The organism is Janthinobacterium aestuarii, assembly GCF_046113285.1.
Lineage (GTDB): Bacteria > Pseudomonadota > Gammaproteobacteria > Burkholderiales > Burkholderiaceae_D > Janthinobacterium.
Genome location: NZ_CP142524.1, coordinates 2,739,558 through 2,753,241, shown reverse-complemented (window position 1 = coordinate 2,753,241; position 13,684 = coordinate 2,739,558). Strand labels below are relative to the sequence as shown.

Here is a 13,684-nt window from a genome sequence, read left to right as displayed (position 1 = left end):
TGATATCCCGTCTGGCGTGGCTCTGACGGTACTGGCGCTGCAATGAAAAATGTGCCGTCTAGGATGTCCGACTTTATTGTTCGTCCAGATAAAAATATGAACTTGCAGGGACTGCTGAAGGTCGCGACCGACCGTTTCCGCCCGGCCGATAGCAGACGACATGCGTGGCTTAGGCTTTGAGAGCAAGGAAGAGATATGATAGGCGTAAGCCTGCTTGACATGAAAACGGCCGCAGGAAGCGGCCGTATCGTTTGGGACTGGACAATGGACGAAAATCCCATTGCCCCAAGTTTGCCCCAAGTTCGTATTCAGACAAAAGATGAAATCCTGAGTCATTGAATACAAACGAAAAATTTGGTGGGAAGTGCAAGTTTCGAACTTGCGACCCCTGCAGTGTGAATGCGAGGGTCCAATTCGTCGCCTTCATAGGGGAAACATGCGCTGAGCGCGTCCGAATAATATCATTTTGGTGGAATGTTTGTCGAATGCCACCGAGTCGCCGACGCAGCCTAAGCATGCCCGATCCCTAGGTTCTAGAACCGTCCTCTAGGCCGCGTGCGCTGTGAACCCGTTGAACAGCATGAAAGTAGCCGGCTAACGCCCTTCTCATGTAGCCGCAATTGGGGATGGTGGAATCCGACGCATGTTCCGCATCATTTTCAAATTTATGCTCCGCTTTGTAGATGCCTGCTTGTCCGACAACTTTCGCTTGCGCATTACCTGGAAGTAGAAGTCTCGCTCCCACTGGTTGATCCACCCCTTGCCGAATGCGTGCTCTATGGACTCACCATTCAAAGACTTATCGTTATCCGCGCGCACACGCTTTACCGCCTGAAAGATTAGGTCTGATGGTAGGCCAAGGAACTTCTTGACACAGCAGTTGCCAACAGTAGCGATGCTCGCATTTAGCTTATTTCGCAGAACACACAGTTCCACAATCGGAAAATGCCCGCAAAGACAGGTTTCAGGTTCGTCTGCCTGATAAACCTCGGCAAGACCCCATTCCAATTTTGCCTGATCCCAGTTCGCCGCTTCGGACCGCTCTATAATTTCCGTTGTCAATCGATACTCAGACATCGTGATCTCCTTTGTCTCCGTCGGTGTCGCCAAACATAGAACATCTATTGCTTCCTAAAAATGGTGGACCAGGCTGGTCCACCACAAAGGATTCAGCCCTTCGGTGGGAACGGATCTTTGCCGTGGCTATCCTTATATTCGATCTTGCCATCCTGTTTATGGACGACGAGTTCAGTTCCTTGGTTCTGGGCGATCTCGCGCGCTCGTTGCACCGCGTCGGACTTGCGGTCAAACAGCTCCGTAGCCCGTTGCGTATTTTCACCCTTCACCGCCCAGCCATCGGCGCGAGGAACCACATGTTGATTGCGTTTCGTGCTCATTTCGATGATCCTTATCACGGCATGATTGCCGCTCACTAAGCTATGCGGATGAGCTCTTCCAAACCGGACAATGATCGCAGCTTTTGTCCGTTTTTTGGCTCGGTTCCGCATATACAATAATGATTCAAGGAGCTCCCATTGGAACCGACTGAGCAAAACGATAAAGAACGAGCATCTCCAGACGAACTGCGACAAGCTATAGAGCGCCTGACGGCAGAAGAGCTGTATAAACTTGCAAAAGCAGCCGGCTACTACCTTTTTGGCAGCGAATATCAAAAACCGAGCGAACTCTTAAACGAAGCTATTTTGCGCGCAATGAATGCGGCAATCGGCGGGCAAGGCCGCGCATGGAAGACGTCCATAGATTTCTTCTCATTTTTGATGATGTGCATGAAGGGAATTGCAAGCGACTCCGCTAACTCAGTGGGACAAAAGCGCACCCTGCGCATCGACGCGCTGGCCACTGAAACTCTATCTGGGGAAGATTTCTTGGGGGCCAGAGGATTCAATCACAGAAGCACAGAAGATCAAGTCGAAGAGAACCAAGAAATCGGTTTGCGCCAAGCCATCGCAAAATCCGACTCGGACGCCATCGATCAGTTTTTCAAAAACGATGAAAATGTTAGCTTTATTATCATGGGCTACAAGGACGAAATGCCAGCGGAAGAAATTAGAGCCATATCTGGAATGTCATCGACAGAGTATGACACCGCGAAAAGGCGCTTTCGTCGAGGTCTAGACAAAATTTTTCCTGGCAGGAGGAGCAAATGAGCTCAAATAAAATGATCGACGAAATTGCATCGCTTCAAGATGCAGCGATTGCGGATCTTATTGCGATGTCCGATGCAGAGCTCCACGCCGAGGCCAAGGAAGATGAGGTCGACTTGGAGAGGTTCGCGTCCACAACCCGTCAAGCCATGAGAGAGGCCGCAGCTGCGGCCCTGAGGCAGCGTTTGAATGCATCCAAGGTCAGCTCACCTCACAGTGCGCCTCAACCTCATCGAGCGGTCTCCGTTCGGCCAAGTTTGGAAAAGATCAAACAAATGGTTCAGCAACTGTTCGTTCAAGAGCCGACCGTCGGCTTAGCTTTCCGCGAAGGGAAAAGACAATCCGAGGCCGACTGGCATTCGTTGTATGACGATCTCGTTGCCATGGGTGCAATAAAGGCAGAAGACAATGAACATTGATCCCGAACGCTTTTCGCCAGCCGAGCGTTTGCTTTGGGGGTATGGAGTCATTGATCCATCTCACATCAATCTGGAAGGCATAGCCCATGATCAAAACGCTCAAGTCATATATCGTCCTTTGGGTGGATGCGAGGCACGCCTCGTCGTCTTTGGCGATAAGGCCGTGATCAGTGTAAATAACGGAAGTCCCGAGGGACGGCAACGCTTCTCGTTAGCCCACGAATTGGCCCATTGGATTTGCGACCGGCATGCTGGTTCCTTCATGTGCGCCCAAGAAGACATCGGCCCGCAAAACGCTGAGGCTCGCACCATGGAGGCCGAAGCTAACGGGTTTGCTAGCCAGTTGATCTTACCAAGCTACCTAGTCGATCCTTGGGTCGCCGGGAAGATGGTATCTTTGGAGGTGGCAGCGACCTTGGCGCACGAGTTCCGAACGAGCTTGACGGCCTCTGCAATCAAGTTAGTCAAGCGAGCCTCAGAGCCAGCCGCGCTTGCATGCCATGACCAGAAAAAACTACTCTGGCACCAACGAAGTGCGTCATTCCCCTACGATTTCTATCTCGTTAAACAACTTCATCAAGAGACGGAGGGGTTCACGATGGCCTTTTCCGGAAAGGGTTCGATGAGCAAGGTTAAAAAAGAACCAGCCAATCGCTGGATAAATGGTCCAAACACTTATCGCCTAGAGGTTCAATCACAATCGATTCGACTGCCAGATGGTGCAATCTTGACTTCGCTTAATCTGGTAAAGGAAACCGGCAAGCGTAGATACTGATATTGGTGCAGTCCATGGCGTAGACCGGACTTCCATTGCCTGGCGAACACCTCCACTCGGTCGTAAGAGCCTTTGAACCCCAATTCCGTTAGGTCCTCGTGAAGCTGTTTCAAGTTGCACCGTCGCTTGAGTGATTTCGCCACCTCGGTCTTGAGCCAGCCTGCGAGGTGAAAAGCGTATGGATCGATGGCGCTGGCCGATTGGCGCTCCACATAGGTGGGCTCGGTTGTCTCCGAGCTTAGGTAGCGCCGGACGATGTTGCGCGTAATGCCGAGGCGTTTGGCGATTTCCCTCAATGAGACATGGTCGCGACGAGGCCAGCGCCTAGTAACTCCTAGTAATGCCACATTAATCATCGCGGCCGCATCCTCGCACAGGATATATCTCCAAGAGTTTGAACACACTGTCGATCGACGCGAGCTTAACCTAGTGTCAGAGGTCAAATTTTTTCGAGCGGCTTGAGCTTGCAACTATTCTGACAAATCAGAAATAAGCTGCTCGCGCAGGGGATGTGGTTTTTTTTTCTGCTGGCTTTGAAGCAAAAGCCACGCGGAAGCGCCATCGTCGGCCTCCATCTCCAGGTCCGCACCAGCATCGAAGAGTAAATAAAACGTTCTGTCTATATCCTCGTTCCAGGTCGCGTTGCCGCACAGTGTGATCATCGGCGTGTCGCCCGTCGCAGATTGAATATCTACGTTTGCGCCGTTCTCAATGAGGTGATGCACAGCCCTTGGATGCGCTCCCTTGCCCCATTTCAAATTGCACATGGCATGGAGCGCAGAAATGCCGCTTTCCTGTGTTTGGCCGTTCACGTCGAAGCCGCCCCACATCAGCGCGCGCATACAAGCAATCTCACCGTGCAATCCCTCGAAGTCCATCTTATTCAACGCGGCCCATGCGATCAATGGAAAATGCTTCGAGAGGCCCAGCTCTATGCATGCGAAGGCGGCGATCATGTAGTTGTCCATCATGTCAGCCTGGACTTGGCTTACAAGGATCGTAGGATTACTCATGCAATTGAGGTAAGCGCGACGGAAGTCGCTGCCGATGTCGTGCGTATCCATAGCCGCCCTCGCTTGTTCGCACACCGCAGCGAAACCGTCTTTAGACTGGTCGCCTTGCAAGTCCTCGGTGATCAAAGCTAACTTGAATGATTTATCGTCATTGATGCTGACCATCGTGCCCTCTATAAGTTTTAGCTAGCGCAAGCTTCATCGAGTTGCACGTAAACCATCGGGCGTCGATGGCAACGTTGGTCTACGGTAATGTGCGAACATCCAGTCCCTCGCCTGACCCAACCTCGTTGCGTAAAGGTCTATGAAAGCCTTTACCTAAGGAACGGTTTAATAACTTAGCGGAAATTTAGTCGACGCAGCAGCAACGAACCCATGGCCAGGTAAATCATATTTTCCGAAACATCAAGGCGCTGCTCGTAGTCGCGCACCAAGCGCCGGTAACGCATCAGCCATGCAAACGTTCGCTCGACCACCCAGCGCCTGGGTTGAACAGCGAAACCTTGCTGCCCTTGCAGGCGCCGCACGACTTCCACCGTGAAGTCAAGAAACGCAGCCTTGTCCATCAACTGTTTGCGGTCATATGCCGCATCCCCAAACAGATGCTTCACCCATGGCCAGCGTTTAATCAGGCCGTCGAGCACCATCTGAGCACCAGTGGAGTCGGCAATATCGGCTGGGGTCAGGTTCATCGCCAGTAAGCGACCGTCCGTGTCGACCGCGATATGGCGTTTGCGCCCGCTGAGTTTCTTGTGGGCGTCATAGCCTCTTGTTCGTGCCCCTGGCGCTTTCACGCTCTGGCTATCGACAACACCGGCACTCGGCAGCACCTCCCGTTCATTGCACATACGATCGAGCATCAGCGCCAAGTCATGAATGGTACGAAACAGCATGCGCCGCATCAGCCGCCGAAACCAGTAATAAACCGTCTGATACGGCGGGAAATCATTTGGCAGCATGCGCCACTCGCATCCGGACCGTACCATGTAACGCAGCGCATTGATCACCGTGCGCAAATCCGTTTTGCGAGGTCTTCCCGTCTTCGCTTGCCTTGGCAGCAGCGGTGCGATCAGACGCCACTCTTCATCTTTCACATCTGTGGGATAGCCACGTTTAAGTGCCGTCCTCACCTGCTGATGCCGGCTTCGATTCTCTTGCGTCCACATCGTCAATCACTCCAAAACATCAAAGATGCTTTGACCTGAAAGTTGCTATAAAGTTTTTAAACCGTTACTAAGGCTGTTCGCCATAGCCAACAGCATCTTCGCAAAGCAGCTGCCCGCGCTGAACGAAGACTCCCCCCTCTTTACAAAAACATTCAATCATGGCTATACCGTGACCTTGTCCACGACCTCCGTATAACTTTAAAAAACATGACTGCTGAACTATAGACCACAAGTCATGCAAGTCACCCACTCACCACAGTAATCCATTGCAATCGCTACAAAGATCGAAGCTTATCTGTTGCACTCGTCGTATTCGTATAGATCACAGTATTGGCACAGCGGTGCGAAAAAACTACTCTTGACTTCCGATCGCTGCAGACGTAAAAAATGTAGAGGGGGTGAGAATGAGAAAAATAACTAAAAAATTTTTTCGCGGAGAAATGCCACTCAGTGTAGCAGTTTTAGTCGCACTGATTTTTTCGGGAGCGATGACATACCTAATTTCCTGGTTCACGACTTTCATATTCTACAAACTAGGTTGGCTATATGGTTTTACCAGATCGCCAAATTTCATGGGGTAGGCGTCTGAACAGTAGGAGGCGGGGGCGGATTCACGCCGCCCCCTGCCCCTGGATTTGCTGCTGAGTGCGGCGAAGCCAATGATGAAGGCGCTGCGGATACAGGGGCAGGAGATGGTGCAGACGCCAAAACCGGTGCCGGTGCCGGTGGGGCAGCCTGTCGAGCCGTCGGCGACTGGCTATTTACCCCAGCAAGCAATCCAACGCTGTCTTCCCCATTATAAGTCAAAACACCAAAAAGAAAATATAGGGAAATTATTAATACCCTATCCCACTTTTCGAAGCCAGCCGGCCAGTTGCCGATTTCTTGAATAGCAATAGAGGTAATCAGCATTGCTGCAGCATGGGTTGATGCCGCAGATATTTCGTCTAAACACCGAAACAGCCCTTTCCACGCACGCGCACGATCGGTTGCATCAGGTCTTAAATTTATTACGCATATCAAAACAAGTGAAATTATTACGAGCATTCCGAAAAACAACACAATCAATAATCTGTAATCTACCAGTGATGCAATATTTAAAACCTTGACCTTCACCTCACTATTTTCCGACATCGAACCTAAAAATGTATTGAAACTCGCCAAAGCCAATCCTGCACCAGCCCACAACAATGAGATAGGAGCAACCCTGAATTTTAAATAGTGCGACATTTTTATGAGAAAAAATGGGATTTTATTTTTCAAAATAGTTGGCATTTTCACACCCATATATATTTAATCCTTTTAAAAACATGAGCCTCTATGGCAAAAAACTTCAGAAATAATTTATTCATCTGCAGCCATCTTAAATAATATTTACCCAATTATAATGAGGGATAGCCAATCGTCGCGGCGGCGTTGAAGCAAACTAAAATTTCGGTTTCGCATTTACAATACTAGCCCTCTTAATTTCTAAGCGAAAGGCTGCTAATCAAACCAAGCACTCCACGCCACTCGGGCCAAGAAAAATCTGCTTTTAGCCAGTAAAATTTTTCATTTATTGCCTATTGTAATTCATGACTGAGGGACGCGAAAAATTAAATGACAACAGTTCCTTTTCGTTGAATTTAGTCTTCCGAGCCCGTATCAATCATTTCTTAAATTCGTCAGTCTAGGCACTGCTTTGAATTCATTTTTTTGTGGATTAGATAGAAAAAGGTCTCGCACACGCACGGATGGCAAACCGGTCTCAGCGGCTCTCCTCACTTTACGGTCTAGGACATGATTAAGGGAAAGCACCATGGCATCCAACTCAGCTCGCTCGGCGTAGTGGAAAGCTTTGGACGACGCAACTGCGGCCACCCGCCAAATTCGTGGATAGTCAGGAGCTCGGACACGCCCGTAAGCCGGCCCGTTAGGATGGCCGCAGATGTCCATGGGGCGGCCATCCGGTTGGCTCGAAAACAGCCAAGTTCCCATAGGCGTCGCGTTGGCCAGCCAAGATTGAAAACCCATAATAGCTATTGTTGTCGCCCTACTAGGCGCGGAGTCAGATCAAGCCATCCAAACATTAGTCGATGGAATACCATGATTGATAGCGCCCAGAAGTAATGGCGGCCCCGTCCTTTTTTTCAATTTGGTTGCAATGCACGCAGAGCAATTGCAAATTGCTGACGTCATTTAGTCCGAACTGCGCGAGAGAAACAATGTGATCATAGTTTTCCACATTCTCGATATTCGCCAAACCAGATAAATCACTGTCGCACAAGACGCAGCGCCCGCGGTCTCGATAGAAAACGGCGCGTTGCGCCCACTTTGGAGGCCTTACTCGAAGCAAAGTTCCGCGAGGAGAAAGCAATGTATGATCCAAATCCTCCGCATCCTCGATGGTAGCGCCACTCAGAATACTCGACATGTAATCATTGAAATTTAATAACAATTTCCGGTTTTGAAACAACACATGGAAGACCTCTCCAACCGTTTGATCCATAAGCTTTTCATATGACTCAGACAACCATATCTCATTCATGAAATCATATACATCATCGTCATCGGCATCAAGGTATGACTTGCCCAAATCGGCCAAATGATCCGCAAAGCTCTGATAATCAATACCGTGATGATCAAAGGCATTTTCAATTGGAAGCTTGCAAGCAAAAGAATCACCAAATTTCGTGACTATCTTTCTGCCTAAATCTGTCATGCTATAGCAAGAGGGCAACTCCACCTCTTCCGCCTGTTCGGAGTGAACATTCCGGACAACAAATTCAATGAACTGATGGAATACGGAATATTTTTTGTAGGGAGAAAACCATCCTGCCCATTGCCCATCGCAATGAAATGCCTCCAAAGCCACGATATGCTCAAACCTGTTCTTTAATATTTCATCAACGATGGAACATAAATAATAGGTTTCGTAAAATTTTGCCTCAATATGCATGCTATGGATCTGCTTAAACTATACGTTGAATTCAGTCATTCGCGCCCTGCGTTTGACCCAAGATAAAAACACTATGATAGAAATCCCTACGCCCACACAACACGGCACGCGAGATATTTGCTGAACACAATATGCACGTAATTACCATCAGTCTGCCCGGCAAGATACCGGTATCGCCCATCTTGGACTTCTATCCAACCGTCTGCGACCCTCGCTCCGGATGGTAAAGCTTTCATGAATGCCCTCGATCCCAACTCGGGCCAGCCAGCCATCACACCAAGCTCAGGACTCTCGAAAAACGCCTGTTGGGCCTCATCCATAAGGGCAAACGGGACGATTTCGAACACGTCCGGCTCTCCAAACTCCTGGATGCTGAGTTCGTAATCAAGATGCCCCCGCGCGAGCTTCAAGACCACATTTCTAACACGATCCATCTCAACACTCCAAGTCTTATCTCCAAGTAAGTCCAAGGACATCGACGATTGAATCTGCGCGGCAAGCCGTGGAACCTGTAGGAGAATACGCCGGATATTGTCGCGCCGGACTAAAGCAGGATCTGCCGATTCACATATCACGCATTCCACTAGGCATGCCAAATATCGTTCGTCACTTGAAAACGACTGATTACATTGTTCACATGCTGCCACGACTGGGAGGTTCAATGGAAAGGGTTCGTCGAGCAAAACTTTTGACGGACAATGATCCCGGGTATCAGGCTTGGCTCCGCAAAAAAATGCACATTCCGGTCATACGCGCATCAACAAAAAGCTTCTTCGGATCATTCACCAGTGAGCCCGTTCAAAGAAAAATCCCAAGAGGGATGCCATTTAGATAACGCCGAACAGTCTCCACTTTATCAATCACAAGGATTCTGCCGAGCCCCCGGCATTTATCGCACTTGTTTACAATTGCAAAATAAGCTTATTGAAAAATGAACATGAAGCGTGCTGTCTCTAGCCATCTGCTGTAGAATTTACTCAAATACAAGAAATTTGTTTTATAACACAATTTGGCAGAGAAAACATGCCCAGCGGAACATCAGAAATATCAAATAAACAATGCAACATGACAGCAACAAAGTGTCTAAAAAGTTTCATTTTTGAGCGCAGTCACTTCGCTGCAGAGGCCCGGACGCAAACGTGCGGATGATCGACACGAATATTGCCGACATGCGTCCTCTCAATCGTTTCCTAAAAATGGCAGTCGTGGCAGGAGTCGAGAGCGCGGTTCGAATTCACATCGATCGAGGCGACGATCTCAATGCGCGAGATGGAAATGGACTCACGCCCCTGATGCTGTCGGCGGCCAGAAACAAATTTACTATATGTAAACTCCTGCTCGACGCAGGAGCGAACAAAGGTTTACTAGCCCCGTCAGGAAAAACAGCGCATGCCATCGCCGTTGACGCAGGAGCGCACGAAGCGGCTTCGATATTGATGCCTGTGATTTTTCCGATCGATACATCTGACGGATCGCTCCCTAACGTGGTTCCGTCTCCAAGAGAAGCTTGCCCCTCCCCAGGCAATCCAGCCGTAGAGCCGCCCCTAACCTTCGGCGCCACGAACAGAGCTGAGGATATCGCTCTACTCAATATCCAAATCGACATAAAAGAGGACGAGCTGGAAACAGGGCTCGAATTTGACTTGTCCGGCTGGGAGCCGGAGGAGGACATGCCCCCTCCCGCGGTCGATCCGTCTGTGGCCCAAGCAGCAAGCACGCTCCAAGAGTCCATTTCAAAGCACGAGCCAATAGATTCGTCGGAAGATTGGGAGGACATTGATCTATACCTGCCGGAGCGCTCGATGCCGTTGGCTCGCACTGGCGACGCCGAAACCCGCGAACTGCTGCGTGCATTGCTGCTTCGAGCTTCTCGAGAAGGCAGCGTTCCTCGTGCTTCGATCGAAGCCTTGTCGCTAAACGATGACCAATCGGAAAACCCCGAAGCTGAGGCGCTGCTAACCATGGTTATCAACGATCTTGGTGCCGAAGTCGATGAGCGACTCGAATACGTCAGTTCAAACGAAAATTTCGAGGTCTTCGTCAAGCCCGAGGAAAATCCGGATGAGGAAGAAATAGTTGCGGATACGTTAGCATTTATTGACAACGTGACTAGTCGCTACTCAGAACCTCTCCGCATATACCAAAAGGAATTCCAGCGCGAGAGGCTAATTTCGGCCGACGAAGAGGTTGAGCTAGGCAAAGCCATGGAAGTCGAACTCGAACGAGCGCTTGACGTCTTGGCAACTTGGCCTCGCGGAATTAGCTTTGCGCTGGCCGCCGGGAGCATGATCAAGTCCAAGCAGAAACCTCTAACTTGGCTATCGCGTGGACCCACCGAAACGCAACCAGACCTTGAATCAGAGCCTGATAGCGAAAGCGATGCCGAGATGGCTGGCATAGATCAGTCTGATGAAGAAGTCGAATCCGATGAAGACTCGCAATTCGTCGTCAGCCTCCCACTTGGGGATTTTGCGTCAGAATTCTCAGATGCGGTGGACAGGCTTGCCAGCCTTCCAATAGTTCCAGCTCAGCGCGGAACTCAATGGCAGGCCGTCCGCGACACGCTATCGTCCCTCCGATTGAACCGCCGCTTTCTCTTGGAGCTGGCCGACGCTGAACCCAATGATAATCCAGGCTCTGCGGCATTCGAATATAACAACGCTATGGAGGCTTACCAAGCCGCCCGAGAGCGGATGGCGGCCGCAAATTTAAAGCTCGTTTTCCATCTCGCAAAAAAGTATCTCTATAGTGGCGAACCCTTGGACGACTTGGCGCAAGAGGGAAACATCGGCCTGTTGAAAGCCATTGAACGCTACGATTGGCGCCGAGGATTCAAATTTTCCACTTATGCTACCTGGTGGATACGCCAGCAAATTGGGCGCCATGTCGCCGACAAAGGCAGAACGATTCGCGTTCCTGTCCATGTTTATGAGAAGACTCAACGTCTCGCTCGCGAAACCCTTGCACTTGAATCCGAGATTGGACGAGAGCCTGATCTGAATGAGGTCGCGACCCGCATGGAAATGTCTGCCCGGAAAGTATCAGCGCTTTTAAGCATAGCTCCTGAACCGCTACCAATACATGATCTACCTATTGATGAAATGATTGCCGTCGATGCACAGTCGGATTTCGTTTCGCCTGACCCTTTTGACATCGCGCTCAAATCCGAGGTGCACAAAACAATTGGCAGAGTTCTGGCCACGCTCAAGCCGAGGGAAGAGCAAATTATTCGGCTACGCTACGGGATCGGGGTCGGCGACTCATTGACGCTAGATGACATTGGCCAGCGATACGAGGTCACAAGAGAACGCATTCGCCAGATCGAAGCCAAAGCAATCCGAAAGTTGATGCAACCTAGCCGCATCGATGCTTTATCGAGCGCATTCTTTGGATATCCATTTCCCAAAGAGGAGGTTGCTCAAGACGCTCCTTCCCAGCCTAGCGAGGCCGCGCACTCACAAGAAGCCAATCAGATACATTCAGATGCCTCTGCCATACATTCGCCTGCGATCACCACCTCGTCTGCAAAGGCGTCAAGCATAGATAGACTAATAGAGCAGGCCACGGGCTTAGGTATTTCTATTGTCGATGAGCGTATAGGAACAACAGGAAAAATATGGATCAATTTTATTGATATACCTGACGACCGCTATCGAAAATTGACCCGCAAACTAATGGCTTTAGGATTCGAGTTCATGCTAGGGAAAGGCTATTGGAAATGAGTTCAAAAACACGAAGCGCGCCCCCACGCGCGATGGCAATGCTCGAATCTTTACGCGGATTAGGATACTCGACAGCAGCGGCTTTGGCCGACATCATCGACAACAGCATTTCTGCCGATGCAGAAGAAGTCCGCATTGACTTCACATGGGACGGGCCGAGTAGCCGCGTTACCATTCTCGACGATGGTCGTGGCATGGATGACGCCGAACTCGAAAGCGCGATGCGCCTTGGCGACAAAAACCCACTCGATGCTCGCTCCGCCCATGACCTCGGACGTTTTGGCATGGGCCTTAAAACATCGTCGTTATCACAATGTCGTAGACTAACTGTGGCTGCAGTCAAAGGAGGCGTCACAAGTTGCCTACGCTGGGACCTAGACGAGCTCGCCGCGAATCCAGAGGGAGGCTGGCTTCTTTTCGAAGGCTCAGCCCACGGATCGAAACCCTTCCTCGCGGGCTTGAAAGGAAATAAGACCGGCACACTGATCCTATGGGAAACAATGGACCGTGTGGTCACTTCCGGCTACACATCAGACGACTTTCACGATCTCATTGACAACGTCGAGTCTCATCTGGCGATGGTCTTTCATCGGCTAATGCAGGGCCCTCGGCCAAAGCTTAAACTTTTTTTGAATGGACGTCTCGTCTCGCCTTGGGACCCGTTCATGTTAGGACATCCAGCAAAGCCATGGACATCGCCGACCACAAACCATACCACCAGCTACGGAATCGTGTCGGTGCAATGCCACGTGTTGCCGCACCGTGACAAGCTAACCGCTGCCGAATTCGAATCTAACGCCGGTCCCGGCGGTTGGACAGCGCAGCAAGGCTTCTACGTCTACCGAAACGAGCGGCTCTTGGTTGCGGGTGGATGGTTAGGGCTTGGCAATTCCCGCGCATGGAACAGGGAAGAAGCCCATCGACTAGCGCGAATACGCCTAGATATTCCTAACACAGCCGATGCTGACTGGAAAATCGATGTTCGAAAATCGACAGCCCGTCCGCCTGTATCGCTTCGCCCTTGGCTTATGCTCTTGGCCGAAAATACCCGCGAGCGGGCCCGGCGCGTATTCGCCTATCGTGGCACGCCAGCGCCCGCGAAAGGCAATATTCCCATTGAACAGGCTTGGCGTGTAGAGCGCGTCAAAGCGGGCATGCGGTATAGGATCGAAGAGACTCACCCCTCCGTTGCTGCCGTCCTGGAAAGTGCCGGAACGCTCGCTCCTCTGATCAAGTCAATGCTTCGGGTAATCGAAGAGACTGTTCCCGTGCAGCGCATCTGGCTGGACACTGCTGAAAACAAAGAGACACCACGAACAAGCTTCGAAGGTGAGCCCAATTCGGCCGTAATCGAGGTCGCCGGAGTGCTCTTCAATGATCTGATCGAGCGCAAGGGCCTTAGCGTAGAAGACGCGCGCAGGTCTATGGCGCGCACAGAACCATTCCAAAAATATCCTGCGCTCGTCGCAAAACTAGGGAGTTAGAA

The 13,684-nt window shown here is 50.6% G+C and carries 12 protein-coding genes; 5 read left to right on the top strand and 7 right to left on the bottom strand.

What is annotated here, in order from left to right; genetic code table 11:
- Positions 1-606: 606 nt before the first annotated feature.
- Together OX462_RS12310 and OX462_RS12305 are read right to left on the bottom strand one after the other, a co-directional pair.
- Positions 607-1,077 (bottom strand): hypothetical protein, encoded by a 471-nt coding sequence (locus OX462_RS12310; protein ID WP_409028537.1) that lies wholly within the window; start codon positions 1,075-1,077, stop codon positions 607-609.
- Between the two features lie 92 nt (positions 1,078-1,169).
- On the bottom strand, positions 1,170-1,397 hold the full coding sequence (locus tag OX462_RS12305) for a DUF2188 domain-containing protein (RefSeq protein WP_409028536.1): 228 nt from the start codon (positions 1,395-1,397) through the stop codon (positions 1,170-1,172).
- A gap of 138 nt (positions 1,398-1,535) precedes the next feature.
- On the opposite strand from OX462_RS12305, the gene OX462_RS12300 reads away from it, so the two are divergent.
- The 3 genes from OX462_RS12300 to OX462_RS12290 are packed head-to-tail and all read left to right on the top strand — an operon-like array spanning position 1,536 to position 3,359.
- Positions 1,536-2,168, top strand: coding sequence for a hypothetical protein (locus tag OX462_RS12300; RefSeq protein ID WP_409028535.1), 633 nt, complete (start codon positions 1,536-1,538; stop codon positions 2,166-2,168).
- Complete coding sequence (locus OX462_RS12295) at positions 2,165-2,584, top strand: hypothetical protein (RefSeq protein WP_409028534.1); 420 nt, start codon at positions 2,165-2,167, stop codon at positions 2,582-2,584. Before OX462_RS12300 ends, OX462_RS12295 begins: the two co-directional genes overlap by 4 nt.
- Complete coding sequence (locus tag OX462_RS12290) at positions 2,574-3,359, top strand: ImmA/IrrE family metallo-endopeptidase (protein WP_409028533.1); 786 nt, start codon at positions 2,574-2,576, stop codon at positions 3,357-3,359. The genes OX462_RS12295 and OX462_RS12290 overlap by 11 nt, the downstream gene beginning before the upstream one ends.
- A 470-nt stretch (positions 3,360-3,829) precedes the next feature.
- On the opposite strand, the gene OX462_RS12285 is transcribed toward OX462_RS12290, so the two are convergent.
- The 5 genes from OX462_RS12285 to OX462_RS12265 all read right to left on the bottom strand — a co-directional run bounded on the left by OX462_RS12285 (position 3,830) and on the right by OX462_RS12265 (position 8,910).
- The gene (locus OX462_RS12285) at positions 3,830-4,537 is read right to left on the bottom strand and encodes an ankyrin repeat domain-containing protein (protein ID WP_409028532.1); all 708 of its coding nucleotides are present in this window, start codon (positions 4,535-4,537) and stop codon (positions 3,830-3,832) included.
- Between the two features lie 173 nt (positions 4,538-4,710).
- Positions 4,711-5,538 carry an IS5 family transposase gene (locus OX462_RS12280; protein WP_070308615.1) on the bottom strand — a complete coding sequence of 276 codons (828 nt, stop codon included), beginning with the start codon at positions 5,536-5,538 and terminating at the stop codon, positions 4,711-4,713.
- A 570-nt stretch (positions 5,539-6,108) separates the two neighbouring features.
- On the bottom strand, positions 6,109-6,825 hold the full coding sequence (locus OX462_RS12275) for a hypothetical protein (RefSeq protein WP_409028531.1): 717 nt from the start codon (positions 6,823-6,825) through the stop codon (positions 6,109-6,111).
- A 781-nt stretch (positions 6,826-7,606) separates the two neighbouring features.
- A complete protein-coding gene (locus OX462_RS12270; RefSeq protein WP_409028530.1) occupies positions 7,607-8,476 on the bottom strand; it encodes an HNH endonuclease in 870 nt (289 codons plus the stop codon).
- Positions 8,477-8,562: 86 nt separating this feature from the next.
- On the bottom strand, positions 8,563-8,910 hold the full coding sequence (locus tag OX462_RS12265) for a hypothetical protein (protein ID WP_409028529.1): 348 nt from the start codon (positions 8,908-8,910) through the stop codon (positions 8,563-8,565).
- A gap of 711 nt (positions 8,911-9,621) precedes the next feature.
- Here OX462_RS12265 and OX462_RS12260 point away from each other — a divergent pair.
- Entirely contained in the window at positions 9,622-12,198 is a 2,577-nt protein-coding gene (locus OX462_RS12260) for a sigma-70 family RNA polymerase sigma factor (protein WP_409028528.1), read from the top strand.
- Positions 12,195-13,682, top strand: a complete 1,488-nt coding sequence (locus tag OX462_RS12255) for an ATP-binding protein (protein ID WP_409028527.1) — start codon at positions 12,195-12,197, stop codon at positions 13,680-13,682. Before OX462_RS12260 ends, OX462_RS12255 begins: the two co-directional genes overlap by 4 nt.
- The last annotated feature ends 2 nt before the right edge of the window (positions 13,683-13,684 follow it).